Origin of the sequence: Pseudomonas fluorescens, from assembly GCF_003732425.1 — a bacterium.
Classification (GTDB): Bacteria; Pseudomonadota; Gammaproteobacteria; order Pseudomonadales; family Pseudomonadaceae; genus Aquipseudomonas; species Aquipseudomonas fluorescens_BE.
This window is the reverse complement of record NZ_MOBX01000013.1, coordinates 269,340-295,062: the sequence shown is the minus strand read 5'-3', so window position 1 is coordinate 295,062 and position 25,723 is coordinate 269,340. Positions and strand designations below refer to the sequence as shown.

Here is a 25,723-nt window from a genome sequence, read left to right as displayed (position 1 = left end):
CGGCTACTTGGGCGCAACATCCTTGGGGGCAACATCGGACAGCCTCAGGCGCTGCTTGATGCGCATTCAATCTCCATCGGCGACGGAGCGATAGCGCTACATGACAGAAATGGAAGACTCAAAAGGTTTTCAGTTTTTCGGTAAGCGTCCGGCTAACTCACCTTCCAAAGTCCAGCATTAAGGGCGATGGTGGCCGCATATTTTAAGCAGGCGCGATGACCCTTATCTCCCAACGCCTGATCGCCCACAGTCGCCCCTAGTCGTTGTTTTTCGATTAATCACGTCAGGGCAGCATTCACTCGGCTGCCCAACTCTGGCTAGAAATCGGTGATTGTTGTACCGGCTACGGTTTCGGCGAAACCGACGCCGAGCAGGTGTGCAGGGGTTTCAAAACCTGCGCGCCGCTCCCCGCTCAGCACTCGGCGAGCCGCCTCAACCGCCGCCAGCGGTGTGTAGGTGTACCCGTTGACGGTCTCGATCACCGAGCGGGCCACACTGCTATCTGCATCCACGACCTCGGCCACGGCCAATGCTCGATGCGCCAGACGCTGCTCTTCACTCGGGCCTTCCGGCAATAGCGAGAGGTCGCCCTCGGGAAAGGCGACATCCGGGATGTGCACGTACACGGCTATGTTAGGTATACCTGTGGAGCGCCAGCCCGTCACCAGATCCCCGAATGACAATGGCACACACAGCTTTGGGCCCGCGCCAAAATCAAACTCGCGGGGAGGCTGGTCGGGGGCTGCTACGAGTTCCCCTTCAATACGCGCCAGAACCCCTGCGCCGATGATCTCACTCACGCTTGATGCCGAGCCGCGAGACATGGGGCCTGCCACTTGCAGCGCCAAGTTCAACGATTGGGGTTGTTCAACCCTGGCTGCGACATGCACAGCCAGGCAGTCGGTCGGCACCACGTCCCAACCAACGCCAGGCAACAACATGACACCCGCTTGCGCAGCTTCGAGATTCAATGACTCGGCCAGCCGATAAACGTTAATCTCTGCGGTGATGTCGAGGTAGTCCGCACCTGCCCCGATACAGGCGCGCATCAAATGCTCTGCGGTATATGCGAATGGCCCGGCGAAATTCAGCAGCACGCTGATACCGTCCAATGCATCTGCCGTCACACCTTCAGCGCCAAATACGCGAAAAGGCAGCTCCAGTTCGGCGGCCAGAGGCGCCAGTCGGTCAGCGCTACGGCCTGCCAGAATCAGATCCAGGCCCACCGCTTTGGCGTGCTGCGCGGCCATGCGTCCGGTGTAGCCGGTCGCACCATAAATCATCAGAGTTTTCATTGGCCGTGCTGCCAGTTCTTGTAAACGAATTCGAGGCTATAGCCGTCCGGGTCGAGGACATTGGCCGCATAGTAGTTCGGGTCGTAATGCAGACGTGCGCCGGGAGGGCCGTTGTCTGTTGCCCCTTGGGCTATGGCCGCTGCATAAGCGACATCGACCTCGGCACGGCTATTGGCGACGAAACCAACGTGCACCGCCTGTCCCTCCACCACCCCTTCGCGCAGCCAGAAGAACATTCGGCCATGGGCGCCAAAGCCCTTGAGGTCAGGATGACCAGGAGGCCCGTCCTTGCCGTCGTAATCCAGACGCGCCGTGATGCCAAGCGGCGTCAGTGCTGCCTCATAAAAGTGTATCGAGCGCTTGATGTCGCTTACCGAGAGAAAAATATGATCGAGCATGGAGCCTCCATGATTCAGATGATGTAGCCGCCTGCGACTTCGATGGTTTGCGCGTTGATCCAGGCGCTTTCCTGAGAGAGCAGCATCGCAATAACACGAGCGACGTCTTGCGGCTCGCCCACCCGGCCCAGTGCTGTCTGACCGGCCAGCATGGCTTCAAACTCATCGTTCAAACCGCCCCCCAGCTCAGTACGAATGGCACCAGGCGAAACCGCATTGGCACGAATACCGCGTTCACACAATTCTTTCGCCATGTAGCGGGTCAGCACTTCGAGACCGCCTTTAAAGGCCGCATACGGCGCGACCCCTGCTGTTGCGACGCGTGTTGTGGCACTGGTCAGGTTGACGATGCTCGCGCCATCTTCAAGTAGCGGCAGCAGCGTTTGAGTGAAGAAGAAAGGCCCCTTGAGGTGCACTGCGAACAGACCGTCGAATTGCTCCTCGCTGACTGACTCCAGCGGGTTGAACAGACCGTAGCCTGCGTTATTTACCAGACCTGCCAGCGTGTTTGTACCCCAGGTAATCTCCAGAGCGGAGAACACGGCATCACGAAATGCAGCAAAGCTTGAGGTGTTACTCACGTCCAGCCGCAGCGCAACCGCCTTGCCGCCAGCGGCCTCAATTTGCCGGACGACCTGGTGAGCTGCATCAGGATTCTGGTTGTAGGTTAGGATGACGCCCATCCCCCGTTCGGCAATATGGAGAGCAGCGCTGGCGCCGATGCCGCGACTGCCTCCGGTGATAACGATGACGCCCATGGTGCATTCCCGTGTCGATGACTTGAGCCTCCACAGTAGAGTCCCCGGCCATCCAGAACGTGGCCATTCCTACTCGAAACCTGCCTGTTTCTGCTTTTTGCTTGCCAAGTCTCAAACGAGCCGGGCAGGATCCAGCCCATGACCACACAATTGAATGAACTGCGAGCCCTGACCTCAAGTGCTGAAAATCGGCGCACTGAGACAGGAATCCCCAGGGTAGCCATGGTGCAGGGTGAGATTCCCGAGCACATGCTGGCCGCCGTCTACGAGCCGATGATCAACCTGATTCTCCAGGGCAGTAAAACCATGACCGTCGGGGAGCAGACGTTGCACTATGACCCGGCGACGTACTTCGTGATGTCCATCGAGCTGCCCGCGGTGGGCACAGTTCATCCGGCGTCGACCGGAGAGCCTTATCTCGCGGTAAGTCTGACGCTCGACCCGGTGGCGCTAACCACTCTGCTGGCCGACCTACCTCTTCCGGCTGATCGCCATGACCAAGATCCGGGTTTTTCAGTAGCGCCGGTCACGCCTCAGTTGATGGACGCTTGGGTGCGCCTGCTGCGCTTGATGGGTGACCCGCAAAGTATCGCCGCCCTGGCGCCCGCATACGAACGCGAGATCCTCTACCGTGTACTCCAAGGCCCTCACGGCTGGATGCTGCGTGAAATCGCCGCTCCAGACTCTGCGATGGCCCGCGTCAATCAGGCCATTCAATGGATCCGCCGCGACTTCGCTGAATCTATTCGGGTAGAACATATGGCAGAGAAAGCAGCGATGAGCGTTTCGGCATTTCACCGACACTTCAAGGCGGTAACCACGCTGAGCCCTCTGCAATATCAGAAGCGTGTACGCCTGCTTCAGGCTCGCACCCTTATGGTTGCCAACGCCAGAAGCGTCACTGCGGCTGCCTTTGAAGTCGGGTATGAAAGCAGCACCCAGTTCAGCCGAGATTACGCAAAAGTCTTCGGGCTACCGCCCTCACGAGACGCTGCGCGCATTCAGCACGAGAGTAAAGTTTCAAGGGCCTGATCAGATCAAATACCGGCGAGGACTGCGGGATCTCCCGTCCGCCAGACGTTGTCCACCACGATGTGCTGAATGCGCCAGGTTTCACCCTGCCTGACCAGCTTCACGTCGTAACGGTTTTTCATGAGATAGGAACGGGAGTGATCAGTTTTCAAAACATGTTGGGCTTCTACCAACGCATCCAGTACCGCCTCATCCCCTTCAAGGGTGACGCGGGGATTGTTCACAGAGTGCGTGGTATCGACTCGGCTAAGTGACGTCATGAGGGCCTGTACGATGGTGTCACGACCTTCAAGAACAGGGTATTCGAAACCGGCTTTGGCTGCTGCGGGCCGGAAATCAGAAGCGGCATTATCTGTAAGCACCGTGGCCATAAGCCCGGCATCACGAAGATCAATACTTGCAGCGTAGTCATATAAAACTTCGGCGACTGCAAGCTTGTCAGCGGCTTCTTGATCGTATTGAGAGGACATGGCTAACACCCTAAGTTAAGTGAGGCCTCAGGGTATAAGATGCGGATCAAATAACAATTACGCACTTTAAAGTAATCAGGTATATCCAAATACACCACATGCGCGCGCGGGGCGTGATCCATGAATAATACCAACATCGACATATCAAGCGGGACGGCCAGCTGTCCCAGCCGCTATTTGTTGGATCAGATCGGTGACAAGTGGACGATGTTGATTCTCACGACACTGTGTGAAAAGCCGCTTCGCTTTAACGAACTGAAGCGGTGCCTGGACGGTATCACTCAAAAAGCGCTGACTCAGGCGCTCAGAAGGCTCGAACGCAACGGGATCCTTGCGCGCCGTGTCATACCCTCTTCACAAGTGGGGGTGGAGTATCGAATCACGCCGCTGGGGCGGACACTGGAAGAACCTTTCAAAGCTCTACATATCTGGACGATTGTGCATCTGGCAACAGTCGTCAAGGCGCAATTGGATTTTGATGAGCACGAAGCAGAAGCGGAATGACACTGCTGGATCACTCAGCTCACAGCTGCAAACATGCCAGCGATAATCCTGGCATCGAGCAAAGCGTGGTGTGGCAACTCCGCACCTTCGCGGGTTGGCTTGAGCGTCGTTGCATCGGTAGGAAAATTACGAACGATCCTGGGCCAGCGTCCGTCCTCATAAACCAAGTCGCAAAATAAGCTCCCATTCGTAATTAGGGGCGTCAGTGACGATCTCGACTTCTTCATTGAACGACGTCAGAAATCCGAGCGGCGTTGACCTATCGTCAACAATGGGCCGTGAGTCCCTCCCGCCCCATAGCTGCTGGAGCACGATTTCCTTAACGAACTCACTACAGTCTTCTTCTCGCGTGAGCGTCCGCCCACCTCGCCTTGCGTAAGTCAGGCCGGCCCCCACTGATACGGCAGCAACTGCCCGATCTCACTGGCACGCTGTGTCGGCAGCCGCGTCAGCACGTCTTTCAGATAGGCATACGGATCATGCCCATTCATACGCGCTGACTGGATCAAACTCATGATCGCAGCCGCCCGTTTACCGCTGCGCAGCGATCCGGCAAACAGCCAGTTCGAGCGTCCGAGGGCCCATGGCCGTATCTGGTTCTCGACCTGATTGTTGTCGATGGGCAAAGATCCATCGTCCAGGTAGCGCGTCAGCGCTACCCAGCGTTTCAAGCTGTAATCCAAAGCCTTGGCCGTGGCCGAGCCCTCGGGCACGAGGTCGCGCTGACCCAGCATCCACTCATGTAACTTCTGTGCAATGGGCGCCGCTATTTCTTGGCGTAATCGCCAGCGTTCTTCATCGCTCATGTCTTTGGCCTGCCGTTCGACTTCGTACAGCCCGCCGATTGAGTGCAGCGCTTGTTCGGCCAACTGGCTTTTGTCCGCTACATGCAGGTCGAAGAACTTACGGCGGGCATGCGCCATGCAGCCGATTTCGGTGATGCCCAGGTCGAAGCTGGCCTTGTAACCCGCGAAGTCATCACAGACCAGCTTGCCGTTCCAGGTGCCCAGGAAGTTACGCGCATGTTCGCCGGCGCGGCTGGGGCTGAAGTCGTAGACCACCGCCTTGAGGGCCGAGAACGGCGTCGTGCAATAAGCCCAGACATAAGCTCGATGCGTTTTCTTAACTCCGGGCGCTAGCATCTGCACCGGCGTTTCATCTGCATGCACGACTCGCTGAGCCAGCACCGCTTCGCGCAGTGCATCCACCAGCGATTGTAGCTGTACGCCAGTTTGGCCCACCCACTGAGCCAGCGTTGAACGCGGGATCGCCAGGCCTGCACGGCCAAAGATCTTTTCTTGCCGGTACAGCGGCAGATGATCAGCGAATTTGGCTACCATCACATGCGCCAGCAGGCCTGCGGTCGGGATGCCCTTGTCGATCACCTGGGCCGGCACCGGTGCTTGGATCAGTGTTTCGCACTGGCGGCAGGCCCACTTTCCACGTATATGCTGCTCAACGGTAAACACGCCAGGTGTGTAATCCAGCTTCTCGCTGACGTCTTCGCCGATGCGCTGAAGCTGGCACCCGCAGGCACACTGGGTGTTCTCTGGCTCGTGACGAATGACGGTACGTGGGAACTGCGGCGGCAGCGGCGCACGCTTGGGCTTTTGGCGGGTTTCGTCTGACGTTGGGGCGGGACGAAGCGCGTTCAGTTCTGCCTCGATAGCCTCAAGGTCGGTGTTGAGCAAGTCATCCAGCAACCTGCCTTGCGCTGGGCTGATCTGCTCGCTGCGCTTGGCGAACTTGTGGCGCTTGAGGATGGCAATCTCGTGAGAGAGCTGCTCGATGATCGTCTCGTCACGATGGATTTTTCGGCCCATGGTGTCGACCTTCGACAGCAACTGCGCAGCGAGTGCGCGCAGTTGTTCGGGTGTCATTTGGTCGAGATTGGGCAAAGAAATCATACCGTGGATTTTACCAAAGCGATCCACCTGCGACAGCTGAAAAGCGAGGCTAAATCACTGTGATTGCTCCGTTAGCGCCAACTCGCTGCCATGGCAAACCGAGCACCAGCGCTTGAAGTTGTTCAGCGTCGAGCCCGACTTCCAAGCCGCGATGAGTGCCAGGCCAGTGAAACTTGCCTTGGTTCAAACGCCTCGCGGCAAGCCAGATGCCCACGCCATCGTGCACCAGCACCTTCATCCGGTTGGCCCGGCGATTGGCGAACAGATAAGCGCAGTGCGGCTTCGCCGCACCGAACACAGCGACCACGCGGGCCAATGCAGTTTCGGTGCCGGCACGCATGTCCATGGGGTCGGTGGCTAGCCAGATGGCGTCGATGCGTATCATTGCGAGAGGCTGCGAATAAAACGTGCGCAGCCGTCCGGGTCAGAGATGGGCCATTTGACCGTGATGGATTTGTCGCCCAGCGGCAGTGCGATGACCACAGCTTCATCAGCGTGCCGTTTAGGCATCGGTTGCAGCGGTACAAACGCGGGAAGTGGCGCGACGGGTTTATCACGGTAAATCGGGAGCCACTTGCGAATCACGTTGGCATTGATGCCGTGGCTGATGGCGACGCTGGAAACTGAAGCACCGGGTTTCAGGCATTCCTGTACGACCTGGGCCTTGAAGGGTTTGGGATAGGAGCTTCGTTGGCGCATGGAAATCCTGGCGATAAGGGTGATCGCGTCCGCTTAAAAATAGGCGGACACCATCGCCCTTAATTCCTGATTTCTGAAGGTGTGTTCGCTGGCCGCTTACGTTTTTCGGAAATGTTACCTCTATTGTCTTAAAAAAGTTGTCCGGTGCAAAGCGTGGCGCTCAGGCTTGAAGGAGTTGCTATAAGCCTGGACGGTAAAATCCAGATAGTCGATGACCTAGAAAGCTGCTCGATGAAGATCTAGGATGTCAAACTCTCAGTCTTTTCAGCCTCATGACCTCCATTGAACAGACCAGAAGACATATAACGTGGCCAGACGTAGAAATAGGAAATCCCAGCAGGATACTGCCAGCAAACCAGATGATTTTGGGCTGTTTAAAAAGGCTCGTCTCGCAGTAGTTTCTGCAACCGGTGGCGTTTTCTTGGGGGCTTACACAAGCATAATCACGGGATACGTTGGACCATTTCTGACATCGATGGTGGAATGGACTCAAGACCACCTTCTACCGATGCCAGCTGACCAACAAATCGTTGCACAGGCCCACTTCTTCGTCGCCAATAAGTCCGGAACACCTCGCTCTGGCGAGGTGATGGGGGTCGCGTTGAGGGGGATCGATTGCCTCAAGCCAGGCGGCGCCAGTGATTACAAGTTGTATGATTTTGGTGACGAAGTCGTATACACGAACGCTCTTCTGCACACGACGTGCCGACCTTCAGGCAAAACCAAGGTGACAATCACTCCGCGCAACGGCAATCCAGTAGTTCTGTTCAACGGCTTCATCAACGGTAGGGAGCAGGTTGAAATTGGAGGTGTTGAAGGTAGCTATGAATACGGGATGCTCACAGTTTCGTATGTAGGTACGAAAGAGCCAACCGGGCCGTACAGGCCTGTTAATCAGCCACCGCCTTCGCTTGCTGAAAACCGTCAGTAAAAATGTGGAAGACTCTGAGAGTGTAGGGGCTCAGTGGCCCTTGGCTTTGATCGGGGTGAAAGAGACCGGAGCCAGATGCCGCGCGTGTTGCAGGTGAGTGGATGGATAAACCAAAGTCGAGCTGGCCGGGTTGAGCGTCAGATACCAGAAACGAGCGGGATGGCGAATAAAACCGAGCGCAATCCCACGGCGCCTGTTTCACTCCATGTCAGTTTTAGACGGAGGGGCAAGCAGCTCTGGCCCTTAATTCCTGACATTGCCGAGGGCTTTGCCGACTGATACCAATGATCGTCGGCGACCGGTCACAAACGTGTGCGGGCTGCTATAACGAGTTGGTAATACAAGACGGTGAAGGTGCGAAATTCATGGCTCTCATTGATGACGTTGACAGCTTGCAATCGATTTACATCAATCGTGCCACCGGGAACGGAAATGACGATGATGAACGGGATTACCCTCTTTATCGGCAGAGTGTTGTTGATAACCCTCGTATAGCTTCACTAGTTCCCGCGTGGGTGCGTCGTTACAGGAACTTGGATCAGTTTTGGGGGTTCATCCAGCCAAAATTTCAAAGCTACGCCGAGCGTAGGAAATTCATTTGGGAAGAGTTTAGGTCACTTGTTGACTTCGCTGAGTCGGGTGGGGAGCACCCTTCAGATGTCGTTGTCTCTGAAGCGCTGGACCGCATTGACGCTGAGCACGTTCGTATCGCTTGGACTAAGGCGCTTGAAAGGCGCTCAACTGATCCCGAGGGCGCTATCACCATGGCTCGTACTCTCCTGGAATCGGTATGCAAACATATTCTTGACGAAGCAGGAACGGGCGATCATGAGACGACTCCTGACCTAAATAAACTCTACAAACAAACCGCTACGCTTCTAAACCTAACGAAGGGACAGCATGAAGAAGTTGTGTTCAAGCAAATCCTCGGAGGGTGCACAGCAGTTATCGAGGGTTTAGGGGCGCTTCGGAATCGTTTGAGCGATGCACATGGCAAAGGTAAAGGCGGGGTGAAGGCCGCTCCCCGTCATGCAGAGCTGGCAGTGAACCTGGCAGGTTCGAGTGCCCTTTTTCTGCTTGCCACATGGGAAGCAAAAAACGGGGAATGAGTGTGGGATCGCGATACTTGCTGCGTGATCGAGTCGACAGCTTGAATCAACGAGTGGTGAATGGCCGACATATTGCTTTATGGTTGGCGCCAAATAAAAAGCGAGTCGCACACCGTGAAATTCCATCAAATCAGAGCCTTGGTCGCGATCAACCAGTGCGGCAGCATCAATGAAGCCTCGCAGATGCTGCATGTCACCCAGCCTGCGTTGAGTCGTTCAATCAAGGATCTGGAGCGTGAGTTAGGCCTGACCCTGCTGCAGCGTTCCTATAAAGGCATGTCGTTGACGGACGAAGGCCGACGGATCATCCGGCATGCGCACATGGCGGTCGAGAGCATGCGGCGCCTGCAAATCGAGGCCGATAATATCCACGACATGGCTGTGGGCGAGGTAGCTGTCGGCGTCACTTCACTGACCGCCATGCTGCCGGGTTTTGAGAAATGCATCAGTGACTATCAGGCGAAGAACCCTCGCGTGCGGATCAAACTGATCGAGCTGCGCCCCAGCCATATCGTTCAGCGTTTGCGCGATGGGAGCCTGGACTTTGCCCTGACGTCTCAACAAAACACTCAACGCTTGAATCTTGATTGGGAAGCCCTGCACCGGATCAAAGGGACCGTGGTATGCAGCCCGAACAACCCGATGCGCCATTCGCCGTCGTTGCGGCAATTGCAGTACGCCAACTGGATCAGCCTCGACGAGGTGGATGATCGATCTTCACAGTTCTATCAAATGTTCGAGGTCAACGATATTCACCCCCCGCAGAAGGTGATCGAGTGCGCCTCGCTGTTCCTGGCCTTGCGCCTGGTCGAGAATGCCGATGCGTTCATGACCCTGAGCAATCTGGCGCTGGGCAGTGCACTGCCGCCGGGAAGGGTACCGGAACTGGTCCTCGTCGAAGTCGAGGAGGTCATCCCGGAATACCCGATTTATCTGGTGTGCGTTGACCGCCATTCGCTGACGTCGCCGGCGAGAGATCTGTTCAACGGTCTCAAATCCAAATTGGCCGCTGAGTCTTCAGCAGAGCCGACTTACTAGAAGTGGTAGTACATGCCGACGGCCAGGTTGCCGGGGTCGTCGCCGCTTTGCTCGAGGGGGATTCCCGCATAGCTGATCGCGGATTCCGGGCGGTTATCGATCAGGGCGAGCCGACCGTAGATGGCCCAGTTCTTTTTCAGGAAATGGTCGTAGCCGAGCATGATCCCGGTGGCGTCCTTGTCGCCGAATTCGATGTCGCGCTTGACCAGTGCCATGCGCGCCACATCGGCTTTGCCGACGGGCGCGGAAAGGCCTAACGTCCATGCGCTCATGCTTGACGTCGCGTGGTAGTCGACGTCCTGGCGTTGCCAGGTGACATTGGCAGACAGCGGCCCGAAGTCATAAAACGCTGAAGCGCTTTTGAAATAGTTGTGGGTCTGCCGCTGGCGGTCGCCGTCGTCCCATGGATCGCTCAAGTAATCATTGATTGAGCCCAGCAAAATCCACCGCGCATTGCTGTACTGAACACTCAAGCTTTTGCCGCGCACGGTTTTGCCGGAGCTGGCGGTATCGTTCAAGCCCAGGCTCACGGCGGTGGCCACGCTGAAACCGGCGAATTTTGGCGTGGTGTAGGCGAGGGTGTGCTTGGGGCGCATATCCAGATAATAGGCACCGCGCCCGGCCGGCGGGCTGGTCAGGTAGGTATAGGGCGAACCGTAGGTGGCCAGGAACGGATCAGCAAACGTCGGCGTGCCCATGCCATAGGTTTTACCGAACTCCAACTTGCCGTACTCCCGCGAACGCAGCGCCGCCACTGTCAACCGTAGCATGCCGACCTGCTTCCAGTGCTCGTCGAGCGCTTGGCCATTGAGGTTGAAACCTTCCTCGACGTCGAACTCCAGCACCGTATCCGGGTTGAGGGCCTTGCGCATGTAAAGCCCGAGCTTATTGGTCCAGGCGCCACCGCCCGCAAGTTTGCTTCCGGAGTGATGGCCCGAGTCCTGATAATTAACAAATGCGTCGAGCGTGCCGTAGACATTGAGCTTGTCGGTGTAGCCCTTATCGACGTTGTAATAGCCAAATCCTGGCGCTACTCGAGCAATGGCAGGGAATCCCTCAGCCTGGCTGCACGTCGGTAGCCCGAGCCCCAGAAGCAAAGCGGTCAATGAACAATTGCGCGCGGCGGACATAACCATTTCAGACGCTCCGTAGACGTGATGGCTGATGGGTCGCAGCCTCTACGAAAATAAAAACCGGCGGAAATGGTCAATTTTGCATGGGTATGCCTACTGGTTAATTTGCTGGGGAATGACCGGTGCAATGAGGGCGGCAGGAATGGGCAAAGATCACAAAAAGAAGCCCGATTACTTCGATTCGGCGATTGCATGCGTCTGAATAATGGAAGCCATTGGTGCGATACCCGTCTTCAAGTCCTCACGCAGCACCGTTGTAGGGCGCATTCAAAGGACGTGACGCAAACAAGTTAACCATTGGTTAATTGCCTGCAAAAAGCGCAAGTGATTCGTCTTCGGAGTTCCCCGATAGTTGGTCTCGCATAACGCCAATAATAAATCGGAGCGTGCCATGACGACCCTGCATTCGGACACTTCCCTGGCCAACGGAACGATGCGTTCCAATCCGGCCACCACCAACTCCAGAAAAGCCACCGTAGCGTGCGCCCTGGGCAATGCCCTGGAGATGTACGACTTCACGATCTACAGCTTTTTTGCCGTGATAATCGCCAAGAACTTTTTCCCGGCCCAGTCTCCGATAGCCTCATTGCTTATGTCGTTGACGGCGTTCGGGGTGGGCTTTTTGATGCGTCCGGTCGGGGCGATGGTGATTGGCCGTTTCGCCGATAGAAAGGGTCGCAAGGCCGCGCTAACGCTGACCATTGCACTGATGACACTGGGGACGGCGCTCATCGCATTCGCCCCCACTTATCAGCAAGCAGGAGTATTGGGCACTGCTCTGCTGGTTATCGGCCGGATGACTCAAGGTTTTTCTGCCGGTGGAGAAGTCGGCACCGCCTCGGTGTTGATGATGGAATCGTCGGCGACGAAAAATCGTTGCCGTAATGTCAGCTGGCAGGCTGCGAGCCAGGGTTACGCGGCGCTGGTAGGGGCTGGAATCGGTCTTCTCCTGAGCAGTGTCATGACTACGCCAGACCTGGAAGCGTGGGGTTGGCGCATCCCTTTTGTCATCGGTTTGCTGATTGGACCTGTCGGCTGGTACATCCGCCGCTGCCTGCCGGAAACCCTTGAAGCGCCCGTCATCAGCTCTTCACCATCCACCGGGCACAAACCCGGCTGGCGCGAGGTCATTGATCTGCGCAATACCGTACTCGCCACCGGATTGATGGCGAGCGCAACCATCAGCATGTACCTGTTCATTTTCTACATGCCGGCGTATCTGGTCAGTGCACTGCATTATCCGCAGCGCAGCGCCTTGGCGATTGCCTGCGCTTCAGCGGCGTGCCTGGCGATCATCACGCCGATAGCAGGGCGCTACGCCGACCGCCACGGCCTGCGCAAAAAACTGCTGGTTTGGACAATTACCTTGCCGGTTATCGCAGCATGGCCCGCGCTATGGCTGTTGTCGCATAGCACTGACTTGTACATCGCGATGCTGATCGTCGCGCTTCTGGTACTGCCCGGGTGTGTGGGCTCCGGGGCGTTTTTCGCGATGATCATGGAAGGCTTTGCCAAGCCACACCGAGCGCTCGGCACCTCGGTGAGTTACAGCTTTGGCGTCACCCTGTTCGGCGGCTTCTCGCCGTTGATCGCCACTTGGCTTACCTCGGCACTCAACACACCCACGGCCCCCGCGTTCTACCTGCTAGTGGGCGGGGTAATCAGCCTGTGCTGCTTGAAATTGTTCCCGGAAAACATTGGACGAGACTGACCCATGCGCAATCAACAAAACCAATCAGCGTTGAGCGACACCGAACTGCAGAGCTTCATCGCCTTGCGCCGACAAATCCATGCAGCGCCTGAACTGGGCGGCGAAACCCCGAACACCGCGGAGCTGGTCGCCGCCAAACTGACGCAATGGGGCTATGAGCTGCATCGCGGTATCGGCGGACATGGCCTGGTCGGCGTCCTGAAAAGAGGCGAGGGCACACGCCGTATCGGTCTGCGCGCCGATATGGACGCGCTGCCCATGCAAGAAAAAAACACCTTCGCGCATGCCAGCCAGATTGCCGATCGCATGCATGCCTGCGGGCATGACGGGCATACCGCGATCCTGCTCGCGGCGGCTTATCGTCTGGCAACCCACGGCGAATTCAACGGCACCCTGAATTTGATTTTCCAACCGGACGAGGAGGGCTTGTGTGGGGCCAAGGCGATGATCGACGACGGCCTGTTCCAGCGATTTCCCTGCGATGCGATTTTCGCGCTGCATAACATGCCTAGTTACCCCTTGGGCACGGCTGTGATTCAGGCGGGACCCACCATGGCATCCTCGCAACGTGTATCGCTGCGCGTCAGTGGGCAAGGTGGACACGGCGCCATGCCAGAGAAATCGGTTGATCCATTGCCTGTTGTAGCCAGCCTGATCAACGCGATCCAGACCATCAAGTCGCGCAACCTCGGCCCGGAGGAATACGCGGTCATCAGCATCGGCATGCTACAGGCCGGGAGTGTCTACAACATCATTCCTGATGAGGCCAGCATGCTGATCAGTGTGCGTACCGACACCCCGCAAACTCAGCAAAAGATCAATCAGCGACTCGAACAGATCGTTCGCGGTCACGAGCAATCATTCGGCGTGAGCATTGACCTGGAAATTACCCCGCTGGCCCCCGCCCTAATCAATGACGAGACCGAAACGCAACGAGTGCGCGAAAGCCTTGCACCACTCTTTGAACCTGGCCACCTGCAAAGCCGCGGACCGAAGGTCATGGCCACCGAGGACTTCGCCTGGATGCTCACAGAAGTGCCGGGGTGCTATTTCTTACTGGGTAATGGTGAGGGCGAGTTTCACGGCTGCTCGGTGCACAACCCGCACTACGACTTCAATGATGAGCTGATCCGACTGGGCGCCGATTGCTGGGTAAAACTGGTGGAAGATTTTCTCGCCTGACCGCCCAGCTCAACCGAGGACGGCAGGATTGATCCGCGCACGCCATAGCGTGCCCGGATCAGCGATTGATAGATGCAATGATGCTGAGACAGCGTTATCAAGTCAGCCCAAGATCAGTTATCAGTTCCGTGATGACGGCACTGGTGTCGCGTACTAATTGATCATTGCGACGATCAGGGTGGAGGGCCAAGAAGATTCCTAGGCTCAACATCTTCTCGGAACTCGACAGTCTTAGCAGTCGTTCATCTTGATCGGCTAGGAAGCAGGGTAATCCGGCAACTCCAATCCCCGTACAAGCGGCCTCATATTGATTGCTGAGGTCGGCAACCTCACAGACTACACGGCGGTTGCCAATGGTCTGGTACAACCAGTTTTTATGATCAAAAGCGACCGGATACTCGGTATAGCCGATGAATTCCCATTGCTGCGGGTTTGCGACATTCGCGTAGGAGGGGGTCGAGTAGAGTCCGAATTGCATCTCACCGATTCTTTTTACAATGTCTGAATCCGCGGTACCTGGCGTCAGGCGAATGGCTAGGTCTGCCTCCAGCTTGGACAAGGACGCAACGTGCGATTCGCTCAATACCGACACCTGAACCTGAGGCAGGCGCTGGGATAGAACCAGCAGTTGCGGTGCGAAAAAATGTCGGGCGAGGATCGGGGGAGCGGAGATTGTGATTTTGGCACGCGATTGGCTGCTCGCACTCAGCGAGAGTCGTTTGACCGCAAATACGCTGTCCTCGATTTTCAGAGCGTGTGTCAGGACTTCCTGACCCAGCGGGGTAAGAAATGCCTTTCGCGGTTGGCGATCAACCAAACGGGCACCCAGGTCTGTCTCAAGCGCTGCCAGCCGGCGGCTAACCGTCGCTTGATCGACACCCAATTGCCGCGAGGCCCCGGACAACGTTCCGGCGCTGGCAATTGCCACAAAGTAACGTAGGTCTTCCCAGTTCATAATCTATGCGTATCTGCATGGCATGCCTGCACTTTTACGGATTTACGCATATCAAGTCAACGTCTAGCATGGGTTCCCTACAGTCAATTGTCGGCATTTGAAATGCAAAAAAATGTGAATTTGGTCGCTATTCAGATCGCAGCGTGTTTGGGGTTTTTCGTGGTCCAGTTGGACGTCAGCGTGGTCAATGTTGGCCTTGGCGCTCTGAAGTCTGCGTTCGGTACGAACCTTACCGGCCTGCAATGGGTGATCAACAGCTATGCGCTGGTGTTTTCGGCATTGCTTATTCTCGGCGGAGGTCTTGGCGATAAATGGGGGGCGAAGGGTGTATTCGTGTTCGGCTTTGCTGTTTTTACCCTTGCCTCCCTCGGCTGTGGTCTGGCGACTAGCATGCCGATGCTCATCATCATGCGTTGCGTACAGGGCCTGGGTGCAGCGTTCCTGATTCCGACCTCACTGACGCTTATCCGTCAGAATTTCAGCGATCCGGACAAACGCCGTTCGGCAGTCGCTCTGTGGGGGGCCTGCGGCGGTATTGCGTTGGCTGCAGGTCCGGTGTTGGGCGGCTTTATGATTCAGTATCTGGGCTGGCGCAGCGTGTTCCTCGTCAATATTCCATTGGGCGTGCTGGCTATCTTTCTGACCTTGCGCTTCACCTCTGCGTCACCGCGCACGGATAACAAAGTCGACGTCTACGGTCAGGTCAGCGTCGCTACTTGCCTGGCTTTGCTGACCTATGGATTGACAGAGGCGAGCGGTCTGGGATGGACCGCGATCCCTCTGTCCAGTATGGGTTTGGCGGCGCTGGCACTGTGCGTTTTTATGCTGATTGAAGCCAAGGTAAGCGCGCCGATGCTGCCGGCCCGGCTATCTCGCAATAATGTTCTGCTAGCCATGATGTTCACGGGTGGGGTCATCAACCTCACTTTTTACGGTGTGGTCTTTATCCTGAGCATCTATTTTCAGACCATCCTGCATTACGATGCTGTTCGCACTGGGCTTGCCTTTATTCCCCTGACCGCAGTGATGACAGTTTCCTCTCTTGCATCCGCGCGCGTTGCTCGGCACGTGAGCGCGCTGAAGATCATGACTTCAGGGCTGGCCTTACAAGTCGTTGGCTTTCTACTGCTTTCCCAGGTGGGACCCGATAGCTCTGCATGGTTGCTCAATGGAGCATTGATCATCGTCGGCATCGGTAGCGCCTCGACAGTCCCTTCCATGAATAATTCGATGCTGGCGGTGGTCAGCCAAAGCGATGCGGGCATGGCATCTGGATTGATGTCGTCGGCCCGACAACTTGGCGGTGTTATCGGAGTAGCGGTTTTTGGAATTTTGATTTCGCAGGATGAGCCCAGTGCGTTCGCCAGCGGGATGTCGGTTTCCATGCAGGTATGTGTGGGCGTCCTGTTGGCGTGCATCATCGTCAACATGGCACTTACTCGTCCGCGAGCTGTGCCCATTCAAGCGTGAAATGCCGACCATACACTTCGGATGTTTTCGTCGACAGCCTTGCATCATTTAATACGTTAAGGTCTGAATATTTGTTCAGGCCAAATGATAATTTGGTTATGAAACGCTTCTTCCTGAAAATGAATTTTCATTGCTGGGATACATCATATTAGTTGAGGTAATAAGTTCTAAATCGCCGAAAAACCTTAGGAGGTTCTTATGTCAAGTTTGTCCCGCGCCAATAATAAAATCAGTTCTGAAGTGGCTATCGATTATCCTGATTTCAGAAAGCTGCCCGTAGCGGTACGCGAGAAATTCGAGGGTCTACCCACCAAGGTTAATTTTTTTAGAATGTTGGGTTACAGTGCGGGTGCATTTATTCCCACCATTGACCTGACCAACGCCATCTTTCGCGACCTGACGATCTCTGATTACCACAAGGAAATGTTAGTACTGCTGCTCGCCGCGCATGAAGGCGTGGCTTATGAGTGGGAGCAGCACGTGTCCATCGCTCAAGTAGCCGGCGTTAGACCTGATCAGTTCGTGGCCATCGGCGAAGGCTGCATCGATGACACTCAAGCCTTCACTGAAGCAGAGCGCCTCCTGTTGCGTTTCGGCAAATCCGTCATTGATAAAGGAATGGCCTCCGGCGTGCTTTTCAAACATGCCCAGCAACACTTCTCGTTAGAAGAATTGAGCGACGCCCTTATTGTCCTTGGCTACTACCGCATGCTTTCTGCCTATATCAAGACTTTCAATATTCCAATTGACGCTCAGGAAGATGGAAGCTGGATCAAAGGCTGACCGTTCGGTATGAGCCAAAATTCCTGACATCCTGTGGTGCACTGCCAGCAGCAGATAACCGATAGTGACGACCGTAACTCGTCGCCATCGGTTTTCCTCTGTGTTGAAGAGCGGTCAGATCCTGCCAACAAGCGCTTTCGCTTTCTTACCCATCGCTGATGGCTTCACTTCATAGTCGCATTGATTGTCGGATTCTAGATTTATTCCAGATGCTCGAACTCGGCCTTCTCTCCTTTGTCGGGAATTGACAAAGGTGTCCCCTCTACCCCCGAGTAGGTCACTATGACCACCGCCTGTCTATCTCCGGTCACGCCACGATGACTGGAGTTCACCGACTCGGCGAAGCCCTGCCCGGCAGTTACCTGGTGAGACTTTCCGGACGTTCTATCCTCTATCGTCAAATCACCAGAGACTACGTACGCGGCATTAGGAACCGGATGCTGATGCCAAGGTAACGCAGTGTGGGGCGGTATGGTGATTTCGAGAATGGTTAGCTGTGGCTGACCTGCGGGATAGGACTTATAGGGAGTCCCCTCCCAAGAAGCGACTTCTTGAATAGCCACCTTTGCCTTGATTTCAGGCGTCGGTGCGGCATAGGCGGAGCCAGTCAGTAAGGTGGTCAGGGCAAACAGACCGGTGTAGATCTCCAGCATCTTCATAACATTCCTCGTCGCTGTTGTTTTTGTTGTGAGCCACGAGTTTCATGTGCTGGCATTCATGCGGTATTGAATAATTCTGCTGGCCGATAGAACGCTTCTTCCATGCATGTTGCTGCGAGCGGCTTTGCATTCGGGTGCGCTGGAAAAGTCATTTCCTTCAACGGACCGCGATGAATATTCAATACCCCTGAGCTTCTGCCTCCCATGATCAAGCCTCAAAAATAAAAACGATAGTGTGAGGAGAGAGCTTATGGTCCTTTCAAGCGATACAACTCTGGTGATGTCTGATGGGCCTGCTGCGGCACTCTACCAGCCGGGGCGGATCGGCAAGATGCAGCTGCGTAACCGCTTCGTTCAGGCGCCTATCTTCACCCAGTTTGCGAGTACGTTCGGCGAAGTTGACGACAAGCTGATTGACTATCACCGCGCCCGGGCCCGAGGCGGAGTCGGTCTGATCATCACTGAAAATACCTCCATCGACTGGGAGGTGGGCCGCACTGCCGGGCATCCGATTCGGATCGATCACGACCGGTTCATTGGAGGGTTAAGCAATTTGGTGGATGCAGTACATGGCGAAGGCGCGAAGATAGCCGTGCAACTGCATCACACCGGGCGGCAGAACTCGCAAGGCAACACTGAGCGTAATGAGCCGCCATTGGCGCCCACTGCCGGTATCACCAGCGCCTTTGGTACGCCTCCGCGTGCGATCGAGGAGCACGAGATTCCGGGTTTGATCGACAAGTACGTCCAAGGCGCTCGTCGCGCGGTTGCAGCAGGCTTCGATGCCGTGGAATTGCACGGAGCCCACGGTTACCTGCTGGGTCAGTTTCTGTCGCCGTTCACCAACAAGCGCACCGATAACTGGGGAGGATCGCTGGAGAACCGCGCACGCTTTGCCCTTGATGTGGTTCGTGGCATACGCGAGGAGGTGGGGCCTGACTATCCCGTCCTGTATCGGCTGAGCGTGGTCGAACCCTATGAAGGCGGCCTGTCACTGGAAGACGGGCTGGCGTTTTGCGAAATGCTCGAACCCCACGTGGATGCGCTGGATGTCAGTGCCGGCAATTACGATACGGCGATGACGCTGCTACCCATGATCGCCCCCGGCTCATTGGTTAATTACGCCAAGGCTGTGAAGCAGAGGGTGTCGATACCCGTCATTGGCGTTGGCCGCCTGACTTGGCTCCTCGAGGAAATGTCTGAATCGGTATCTGCGGGCGAGTTGGATTTTGTAGCGCTTGGACGATCAGGACTCGCTGATCCGGACACGGTGATAAAGACTCAGCGCGGGCAACCTAAAAGTGTGCGTCGCTGCCTGGCTGTCAACGAGTGCATATCGCGCTGGATGTTCAACGGTAAAGGCACTCAATGCGTTATCAACCCCACTCTGGGCCAGGAGCGGCGAGCCGAGCAGGCCCGTCGACCGGCCGCGCGCAAGCAGCGGGTGCTGGTAATCGGCGCAGGACCTTCTGGCTGTGAGGCGGCGATTCTGGCAGCCCAACGGGGCCACAGTGTCACCTTGCTCGAACGCGACGCACGAGTGGGTGGGCAACTTTGGGCCTGGGCAGCGGCGAGCCCGTTTCGTATGGAGGTCATCAACATGATCGAGTTCTACACCAGTGAACTCGATCGCGTTGGGGTCACCGTACACCTGAATTCCGATGGCAAGGACATGAATCCGAACCTCTGGGATTCCGTGCTGCTTGCCACTGGCACCGAGTCAGCTCAGCCGGAGGTAGACGTGGTGCAGATGATGTCCACTGGCATGTTCCCCTCGCAGCGTGAGGTCACGGTCTATGGCGAGACCGAAGTGGCTTTATTCGCAGCACTCTGGCTGGCCGAGAACGGCAGAAGCGTCAGCTTGCTCTCGCCGGCGGCGAGCGTCGGCGTGGACACCAACGATATGCAACGTGGGCACCTTACGGAAATCTTGCAGAATCTGGGCGGCAAGATCGTCACCCATGCCACGCTGCCGATAAACGGCCAGGTCATCATGGCCTGCGCGCGCGCGCCCTCGACACTACATGCCGCCCTTGTCGATGATTATCACGTGCAGAGTATTGGCACCCGTGCCCGAGGAGGCAGGATGTACGAAGCCACGCAATCAGGTTTTTGGTCCGCCGCACGTATAGGAGAGGCGCTATGAACGTACGCGCTATCGAGCACGTCGGCATTACCGTTCCAGACATGGAGCTGGCAACCCGTTTCTTTGAGGAGGCGTTTGGCGCGCAGGTGCTTTACGACATGCTGGACAAACCGCTGGGAGGGCCCGCTGTGGAGGCAGGACTAGGCATCGCGCAAGGCGCGGTGATTCAGGTCATCCGCATGCTCCGGCTGGGCAACGGACCCAATCTGGAGCTGTTTTCGTACTCCGGTGTGCCCCAGGCGCAGCCCGTGGTGCCAAGCGATCTGGGCATCCAGCACATTTGCATCTACGTAGACGATATCGATGCTGCCGCTGATCGGCTGGCCGAAGCAGGCGGCACCCTGCTTAGCCAGCCAGGAGATCTTCCCGGACTGGATGCAGGTACCGGCAATCGCTACGTGTACACCAGAACGCCTTGGGGCAGTACCATTGAACTGGTCACCTATCCAACGGCTCAGGCATACGAACGCCAGACAGATTTTCGCCGCTGGAGGCCTGGCAAATCCGCCGAAGATGATCTCAAGAAACAGTCTGAGTGAGACTCTTAAGGTGAAATGACCTGAACGGGCCTGGCTCCTGACGACCATGAGCCAGCTTCCCTCGTCGTTACCTTGTGCTAATTTTAGAAGCCGGCGTACGCTTCCGGTCAAAGGACTGGCGGGAGCCGCAACTGTGAAAAAACTCCACTACTTAAAGACAATAAAGGAGTTGTGATGAGTCTGACTCTGTTAGCGCCTGAGAAAATGCTCGAGGTCATCCCGGGCGAAGTCACCATAAAAGGCACAGTGGACACGTTGCTGAACAAGGGAATGTCAATCCGCGGTTATCGTTTCTATAAAACCGAGGTGGACATCCCCAGCATGCGTGACTATGAGTTGGTTCGCTGGAAAAAAGGTACCGCAAATCTCGGGTTTCACGACGGTTCGCGATGGCGAAACAACGCTGTGCAGGCAAATGATGTGACGATACTGACCCGTGGCGAATCTTCTCGCTGGTATTGGATGAATGATATCGAAGTCAGTCATATCTACATTTCACAAGCGCTCATGGTCAAAGTCGCCAGCGAAATTTTTCACAAAAACATTGATCGTGTTTTCGTTGATCACTATCCGATTGTTAACGATCCCGCGTTGTCCGCCCTGATGGGGCGCTATGAGGCCGAAGTGCTGAGTGAGGAACCCGGCAGCGATCTTTTTTCGCAGTCGCTGGAAGTGCAGCTCTGTATTCACCTCATGCGCAAATACATCAAATGTGATGGTCAAGAAGAAACCGCCTCACGCATTTCCAGTGCCCGTCTCGATGCTTTGCAGCGCTATATCGTCACGCACCTGTCAGGCGCCATATCTGTAAAGGATATGGCCGCCATTGTCGATTTAAGCCCATCACACTTCGTTCGGGTGTTTGCCACGGTGTTTGGTGTTTCGCCGCATCAGTATTTGCAGGCGCAACGGCTCAAGCGTGCCGAGCGGTTGCTGTCGACTCTGCGAAATGTTCCGCTCAAGGCCGTTGCGATGGATTGTGGTTTTGCCGACCAAAGTCATATGACGAGGCTGTTCAAAGAAAGGCTGTCAATGACGCCGAAAGAATACCGCGACAAACATGCATTCAGTTTATTCGGCTCTCTCACCGTCCAGTGATTGAGCGACGCGGATGGTTTTTAGAGGTTTCTGGTTTGCCTTGTCGATGGGACTATTGCGCTGACTCTGCTCAGCCTGATTCGTCAGGGTATTACCAGCAAGGACGCCGACGCTGCCTTGGAACGCGGTGGTATGACTGTCAACAAAAACGCTGCGCCGAATGATCCCCAGTCGCCGTTCGTGACTTCCGGGCTGCGGATAGGCACGGCGGTGGCCACGCGAGGCTTTATGGCGGAGGAGTGCCGTGCACTCACCGTTTGGATCTGTGATGTGCTTGATCACTTGAGTGATGCTGACGTCGACGCGCAGGTCGCTCGGCAGGCCGCGCAGCTCTGCGCGCTTCCCTTCCTACAGCTTTCAGCACGAGACACAGGAAGGTGTGCTTGATACGGATTGATCCGCGCACGCCATAGCGTGCACGGATCAGGGGTTTATCGAAGTGATGATGCTAAGACAGCGCTGAATAATAGGGCTGATGTCACCAGCCCGACGACTCAAAATGATCGGCGAAACAGCTTCCGAATCCTGAATAGGCGCATAGGTGAGGTCCGCACGATGTTGCTGCTGAACAGACGCGGGCACCAGAGTGATGCCTAATCCAGCCGCCACCAAGCCCAGGGCTGTTTGCAGTTCATTGGCCCATTGAGAAACCCGCACGCCCATACCGTGATTAGCAAACAACGCTAAAACATGATCGGCGTAGCTGGGTCTCGGGTTGGCCGGGTACAGCACGAAGGACTCGTGCGACAGACGTTCCAGGGTGATGGTTTCACCCTGCAAACGGTGCCCGGTCGGCAGTACCGCGACCAGCGGATCTTCATAGAGCACTTGCTGGTGGATGGCGCCATCGTCGAAATGAATACGACCAAAACCTATGTCGATACGGCCGCTTTTCAGTGCCTCGATTTGCTGAAGCGTGGTCATTTCCTGCAGGCCCAGCTCAAGGTCTGAATCGCGGCGCAATTCTCGAATAAGTTCAGGCAGCAGCGCATAAAGGGTAGACGGCGCAAAGCCGATACCGAGCCATTGCCGTTGCCCCTCACCAATGCGTCGGGTGTTCTCGCACAGCTGCTCAAGCTGCTTGAGCAGCATGCCGCTGTGCTCATGGAAATACCGGCCCGCTTCGGTCAATTGCACCGGACGCGTGCGCTCCAGTAGCGCTGTACCTAAATGCTCTTCGAGTTGCTGAATCTGCCGGCTTAGCGGTGGCTGGGCGATATTCAGACGCTCGGCTGCACGGGTGAAATTCAGTGTTTCGGCCACCGCTTGAAAGTAGCGGATATGTCTTAATTCCACGATACCTCCGAGGTATGAAGAGAGACAAAATGAATATTGGACGCAGTGGATGCGTTGCGCGGATTCTAAGTTACATCAAACAAGATTCCGTGGGTATCGATGCATAGGCATCACGACCCACATCTGAACCTGCGCACAATGGAACCAGAAATGAACGTAACCCGGATCGAGCGCCTTGAGACGATCATCGTCGACTTGCCCACCATTCGCCCGCACAAGTTAGCCATGCATACCATGCAGGGGCAGACGCTAGTCATTCTTCGCCTGCTTTGCAGTGATGGTATCGAGGGCATTGGCGAAGCGACGACGATCGGTGGGCTGGCTTACGGCAATGAGAGTCCGGAGAGCATCAAGACCAACCTCGACAGCTATTTCGCTCCGTTGCTGATTGGCCAGGATGCCGAGAACATCAATGCCGCGATGCAGCGTCTGGACAAGGCTATCAAAGGCAATACGTTTGCCCGGTCCGCCGTCGAAACGGCATTGCTGGACGCCCAAGGCAAGCGTTTAGGTCTGCCTGTAAGCGAACTTCTGGGCGGGCGCGTGCGCGATGCACTCGAAGTGGCCTGGACGCTGGCCAGTGGTGACACCGCCAAAGACATCCAGGAAGCCGAGCACATGCTCGAGCTGCGCCGCCACCGCATTTTCAAGCTGAAGATTGGTGCCAACGCGCTGGAGCGAGATCTTGCTCACGTCGTCGCGATCAAGAAAGCCCTTGGCGACCGCGCCAGTGTCAGGGTCGACGTCAACCAATACTGGAGCGAATCTCAAGCGATCAAGGGATGCCAGGTCCTGGGAGAGAACGGGATCGACCTGATCGAGCAGCCCATCTCCCGGATCAATCGCGGCGGACAAATTCGCCTCAACCAGCGCAGCCCGGCGCCGATCATGGCCGACGAATCCATCGAATGTGTCGAGGACGCTTTCAGCCTCGCCGCCGATGGTGCGGCGAGTATTTTCGCCCTCAAGATCGCCAAGAACGGTGGCCCTCGCGCTGTCCTGCGCACCGCCCATATCGCTCAGGCAGCCGGCATTGCGCTGTATGGCGGCACGATGCTGGAGGGCACCGTCGGCACGCTGGCATCGGCCCATGCCTTCATCACGCTTGAGCAATTGCAGTGGCAAACCGAACTGTTCGGGCCGCTGCTGCTGACCGAAGAAATCGTCACCGAAGCACCGGTCTACCGCGACTTCCACTTGCACGTTCCGGCCACACCAGGCCTGGGGCTGACGCTCGATGAGGATCGCCTGACCCGCTTCCGTCGCCGCTAAACCTTGTTATCAGGAGATAAGAAAGATGCTCTTCCACGTAAAAATGACGGTGAAGCTTCCCGTCGACATGGACCCGCAGAAAGCCGCGCGTTTGAAAGCCGATGAAAAGGAACTGGCGCAGCGTTTACAGAGTGAAGGCAAATGGCGGCACCTGTGGCGTATCGCTGGTCACTACGCCAACTTCAGCGTTTTTGACGTCGAAAGCGTTGAGGCTTTGCATGACACGCTCATGCAATTGCCGCTGTTCCCGTACATGGATATCGAAGTGACAGGGCTCTGCCGCCATCCTTCATCGATCCACGAAGACGATCGTTAAGCGTTGCACTTTGCGACTTTGAACATAATAAAAAGATGGGAACATAATCATGACAGTCAGAATTTCCAGCTCTGATGAGATCCAGGCATTTTTCAAACAAGCTGCTGGTTTGGATAATGATCAAGGTAACGTGCGAGTCAAACAGATCCTGCTGCGTGTATTGCAAGACAGTGCGCGTTTGATCGAAGACCTGCAGATTACCGATGACGAATTCTGGAGCGCAATCGACTACCTGAATCGCCTGGGTGGTCGCGGTGAAGCCGCTCTGCTCATGGCCGGACTTGGCCTTGAGCATTTCCTCGACTTGCTCAATGATGCTCGCGATGAACAGGCTGGCCACACCGGCGGCACGCCTCGCACCATCGAAGGCCCGCTGTATGTTGCCGGTGCTCCGCTGTGTGAAGGCGAAGCGCGCATGGACGATGGCAGCGAGGAGGGCGTCGCCACAACGCTGTTCATCGAAGGCCAGGTCGTCGACCTGCTAGGCCAGCCTGTCGCCGGCGCTATCGTCGACTTGTGGCAGGCCAATACCAAAGGCAACTACTCCTACTTCGATAAATCCCAATCGGCGTACAACCTGCGTCGTCGCATCGTTACGGATGCCGACGGCCGCTATCGTGCTCGCAGTATCGTCCCGTCCGGGTATGGCTGCGATCCTCAGGGGCCAACTCAGGAATGCCTGAACCTGCTTGGCCGTCACGGCCAGCGTCCCGCGCATATTCACTATTTCATTTCAGCGCCCGGTTACCGCCACCTGACCACTCAAATCAATCTGTCAGGTGAAAAGTATCTCTGGGATGACTTCGCTTACGCCACGCGGGAAGGTTTGATCGGTGAAGTGCGCTTCGTTGATGACGCTCAATCGAGCGCCAAACGTGGGGTAGAAGGGCGTTTCGCCGAGATGTCTTTCGACTTCCAATTGCAATCGGCGGATGCCATAACGCAAGAGCAGCGAAGCTTGCGCCCGCGCGTGCTTCAGGACTGACAAAAGAGAAGGGTGGCGACTCCACGCAAGTTGCCAC

General features: G+C 56.2%; 26 protein-coding genes and 2 pseudogenes. 16 read left to right on the top strand and 12 right to left on the bottom strand.

The annotated features are described in order from the left end of the window. Positions 1–317: 317 nt before the first annotated feature. From BK670_RS11750 to BK670_RS11740, 3 genes are read right to left on the bottom strand one after another with little or no spacing between them, the layout of a single operon-like run. The gene (locus BK670_RS11750) at positions 318–1,295 is read right to left on the bottom strand and encodes a saccharopine dehydrogenase family protein (protein ID WP_123449897.1); all 978 of its coding nucleotides are present in this window, start codon (positions 1,293–1,295) and stop codon (positions 318–320) included. Beyond that, positions 1,292–1,693 (bottom strand): VOC family protein, encoded by a 402-nt coding sequence (locus tag BK670_RS11745; protein ID WP_123449896.1) that lies wholly within the window; start codon positions 1,691–1,693, stop codon positions 1,292–1,294. The genes BK670_RS11750 and BK670_RS11745 overlap by 4 nt, the downstream gene beginning before the upstream one ends. 14 nt (positions 1,694–1,707) lie before the next feature. After that, positions 1,708–2,451, bottom strand: coding sequence for an SDR family NAD(P)-dependent oxidoreductase (locus BK670_RS11740; RefSeq protein WP_123449895.1), 744 nt, complete (start codon positions 2,449–2,451; stop codon positions 1,708–1,710). Between the two features lie 138 nt (positions 2,452–2,589). On the opposite strand from BK670_RS11740, the gene BK670_RS11735 reads away from it, so the two are divergent. Continuing rightward, a complete protein-coding gene (locus tag BK670_RS11735; protein ID WP_029240836.1) occupies positions 2,590–3,483 on the top strand; it encodes an AraC family transcriptional regulator in 894 nt (297 codons plus the stop codon). Positions 3,484–3,488: 5 nt separating this feature from the next. Here BK670_RS11735 and BK670_RS11730 read toward each other — a convergent pair whose 3' ends face one another. Continuing rightward, on the bottom strand, positions 3,489–3,953 hold the full coding sequence (locus BK670_RS11730; protein ID WP_123449894.1) for a nuclear transport factor 2 family protein: 465 nt from the start codon (positions 3,951–3,953) through the stop codon (positions 3,489–3,491). Positions 3,954–4,073: 120 nt separating this feature from the next. On the opposite strand from BK670_RS11730, the gene BK670_RS11725 reads away from it, so the two are divergent. After that, positions 4,074–4,457 carry a winged helix-turn-helix transcriptional regulator gene (locus BK670_RS11725; protein WP_123449893.1) on the top strand — a complete coding sequence of 128 codons (384 nt, stop codon included), beginning with the start codon at positions 4,074–4,076 and terminating at the stop codon, positions 4,455–4,457. Between the two features lie 14 nt (positions 4,458–4,471). Here the strand turns inward: BK670_RS11725 and BK670_RS29890 are convergent. The 4 genes and pseudogenes from BK670_RS29890 to tnpA form a co-directional block, all read right to left on the bottom strand. Then, a pseudogene (locus tag BK670_RS29890) lies at positions 4,472–4,805 on the bottom strand (hypothetical protein); the annotation flags it as partial. A 32-nt stretch (positions 4,806–4,837) separates the two neighbouring features. Next, on the bottom strand, positions 4,838–6,364 hold the full coding sequence (gene tnpC / locus BK670_RS11715) for an IS66 family transposase (protein ID WP_123449892.1): 1,527 nt from the start codon (positions 6,362–6,364) through the stop codon (positions 4,838–4,840). A gap of 49 nt (positions 6,365–6,413) precedes the next feature. After that, the gene (tnpB, locus tag BK670_RS29885; protein WP_123449891.1) at positions 6,414–6,749 is read right to left on the bottom strand and encodes an IS66 family insertion sequence element accessory protein TnpB; all 336 of its coding nucleotides are present in this window, start codon (positions 6,747–6,749) and stop codon (positions 6,414–6,416) included. Next, a complete protein-coding gene (tnpA, locus tag BK670_RS11705; RefSeq protein WP_123449890.1) occupies positions 6,746–7,063 on the bottom strand; it encodes an IS66-like element accessory protein TnpA in 318 nt (105 codons plus the stop codon). The genes tnpB and tnpA overlap by 4 nt, the downstream gene beginning before the upstream one ends. A gap of 307 nt (positions 7,064–7,370) precedes the next feature. Between tnpA and BK670_RS11700 the strand changes: the two genes are divergently transcribed. The 3 genes from BK670_RS11700 to BK670_RS11690 all read left to right on the top strand — a co-directional run bounded on the left by BK670_RS11700 (position 7,371) and on the right by BK670_RS11690 (position 10,141). Continuing rightward, positions 7,371–7,994 (top strand): hypothetical protein, encoded by a 624-nt coding sequence (locus BK670_RS11700; protein WP_148047023.1) that lies wholly within the window; start codon positions 7,371–7,373, stop codon positions 7,992–7,994. Between the two features lie 365 nt (positions 7,995–8,359). Further along, positions 8,360–9,103, top strand: coding sequence for an abortive infection family protein (locus tag BK670_RS11695; protein ID WP_123451354.1), 744 nt, complete (start codon positions 8,360–8,362; stop codon positions 9,101–9,103). 114 nt (positions 9,104–9,217) lie between these two features. Continuing rightward, positions 9,218–10,141, top strand: coding sequence for a LysR family transcriptional regulator (locus BK670_RS11690; RefSeq protein WP_123451352.1), 924 nt, complete (start codon positions 9,218–9,220; stop codon positions 10,139–10,141). Here BK670_RS11690 and BK670_RS11685 read toward each other — a convergent pair. Next, on the bottom strand, positions 10,138–11,277 hold the full coding sequence (locus tag BK670_RS11685) for a porin (RefSeq protein ID WP_123449888.1): 1,140 nt from the start codon (positions 11,275–11,277) through the stop codon (positions 10,138–10,140). The genes BK670_RS11690 and BK670_RS11685 overlap by 4 nt on opposite strands. A 388-nt stretch (positions 11,278–11,665) precedes the next feature. Here BK670_RS11685 and BK670_RS11680 point away from each other — a divergent pair, with 388 nt between their 5' ends. Beyond that, a complete protein-coding gene (locus tag BK670_RS11680) occupies positions 11,666–12,985 on the top strand; it encodes an MFS transporter (protein ID WP_123449887.1) in 1,320 nt (439 codons plus the stop codon). Between the two features lie 3 nt (positions 12,986–12,988). Next, positions 12,989–14,167, top strand: coding sequence for a M20 aminoacylase family protein (locus BK670_RS11675; RefSeq protein ID WP_123449886.1), 1,179 nt, complete (start codon positions 12,989–12,991; stop codon positions 14,165–14,167). Positions 14,168–14,264: 97 nt separating this feature from the next. Here the strand turns inward: BK670_RS11675 and BK670_RS11670 are convergent, their stop codons facing one another. After that, complete coding sequence (locus BK670_RS11670) at positions 14,265–15,122, bottom strand: LysR family transcriptional regulator (protein ID WP_123449885.1); 858 nt, start codon at positions 15,120–15,122, stop codon at positions 14,265–14,267. 102 nt (positions 15,123–15,224) lie between these two features. Here BK670_RS11670 and BK670_RS11665 point away from each other — a divergent pair, with 102 nt between their 5' ends. Beyond that, entirely contained in the window at positions 15,225–16,592 is a 1,368-nt protein-coding gene (locus tag BK670_RS11665) for an MFS transporter (protein ID WP_123449884.1), read from the top strand. A 198-nt stretch (positions 16,593–16,790) separates the two neighbouring features. Further along, positions 16,791–17,375: a carboxymuconolactone decarboxylase family protein gene (locus BK670_RS11660; RefSeq protein WP_123449883.1), complete on the top strand. Its 585-nt coding sequence runs from the start codon at positions 16,791–16,793 to the stop codon at positions 17,373–17,375. A 200-nt stretch (positions 17,376–17,575) separates the two neighbouring features. On the opposite strand, the gene BK670_RS11655 is transcribed toward BK670_RS11660, so the two are convergent. Further along, entirely contained in the window at positions 17,576–18,034 is a 459-nt protein-coding gene (locus BK670_RS11655; RefSeq protein ID WP_123449882.1) for a cupin domain-containing protein, read from the bottom strand. Positions 18,035–18,284: 250 nt separating this feature from the next. Between BK670_RS11655 and BK670_RS11650 the strand changes: the two genes are divergently transcribed. The 4 genes and pseudogenes from BK670_RS11650 to glyA form a co-directional block, all read left to right on the top strand. After that, positions 18,285–20,180: an FAD-dependent oxidoreductase gene (locus tag BK670_RS11650; RefSeq protein ID WP_123449881.1), complete on the top strand. Its 1,896-nt coding sequence runs from the start codon at positions 18,285–18,287 to the stop codon at positions 20,178–20,180. Beyond that, on the top strand, positions 20,177–20,719 hold the full coding sequence (locus BK670_RS11645) for a VOC family protein (RefSeq protein ID WP_110718401.1): 543 nt from the start codon (positions 20,177–20,179) through the stop codon (positions 20,717–20,719). Before BK670_RS11650 ends, BK670_RS11645 begins: the two co-directional genes overlap by 4 nt. A gap of 174 nt (positions 20,720–20,893) precedes the next feature. Next, the gene (locus tag BK670_RS11640) at positions 20,894–21,817 is read left to right on the top strand and encodes a helix-turn-helix domain-containing protein (protein WP_123449880.1); all 924 of its coding nucleotides are present in this window, start codon (positions 20,894–20,896) and stop codon (positions 21,815–21,817) included. Positions 21,818–21,877: 60 nt separating this feature from the next. Then, positions 21,878–22,204, top strand: a pseudogene (glyA, locus tag BK670_RS11635) (serine hydroxymethyltransferase); the annotation flags it as partial. A gap of 36 nt (positions 22,205–22,240) precedes the next feature. Here the strand turns inward: glyA and BK670_RS11630 are convergent. Then, the gene (locus BK670_RS11630) at positions 22,241–23,113 is read right to left on the bottom strand and encodes a LysR family transcriptional regulator (protein ID WP_123449879.1); all 873 of its coding nucleotides are present in this window, start codon (positions 23,111–23,113) and stop codon (positions 22,241–22,243) included. A gap of 150 nt (positions 23,114–23,263) precedes the next feature. Here BK670_RS11630 and BK670_RS11625 point away from each other — a divergent pair, with 150 nt between their 5' ends. Genes BK670_RS11625 through catA form a run of 3 tightly spaced genes read left to right on the top strand, consistent with a single transcriptional unit; the run spans position 23,264 to position 25,686 of the window. Next, positions 23,264–24,385: a muconate cycloisomerase family protein gene (locus BK670_RS11625; RefSeq protein ID WP_123449878.1), complete on the top strand. Its 1,122-nt coding sequence runs from the start codon at positions 23,264–23,266 to the stop codon at positions 24,383–24,385. Positions 24,386–24,410: 25 nt separating this feature from the next. Continuing rightward, positions 24,411–24,701 carry a muconolactone Delta-isomerase gene (catC, locus tag BK670_RS11620; protein ID WP_092281235.1) on the top strand — a complete coding sequence of 97 codons (291 nt, stop codon included), beginning with the start codon at positions 24,411–24,413 and terminating at the stop codon, positions 24,699–24,701. 49 nt (positions 24,702–24,750) lie between these two features. Continuing rightward, complete coding sequence (gene catA, locus BK670_RS11615; protein ID WP_123449877.1) at positions 24,751–25,686, top strand: catechol 1,2-dioxygenase; 936 nt, start codon at positions 24,751–24,753, stop codon at positions 25,684–25,686. The last annotated feature ends 37 nt before the right edge of the window (positions 25,687–25,723 follow it).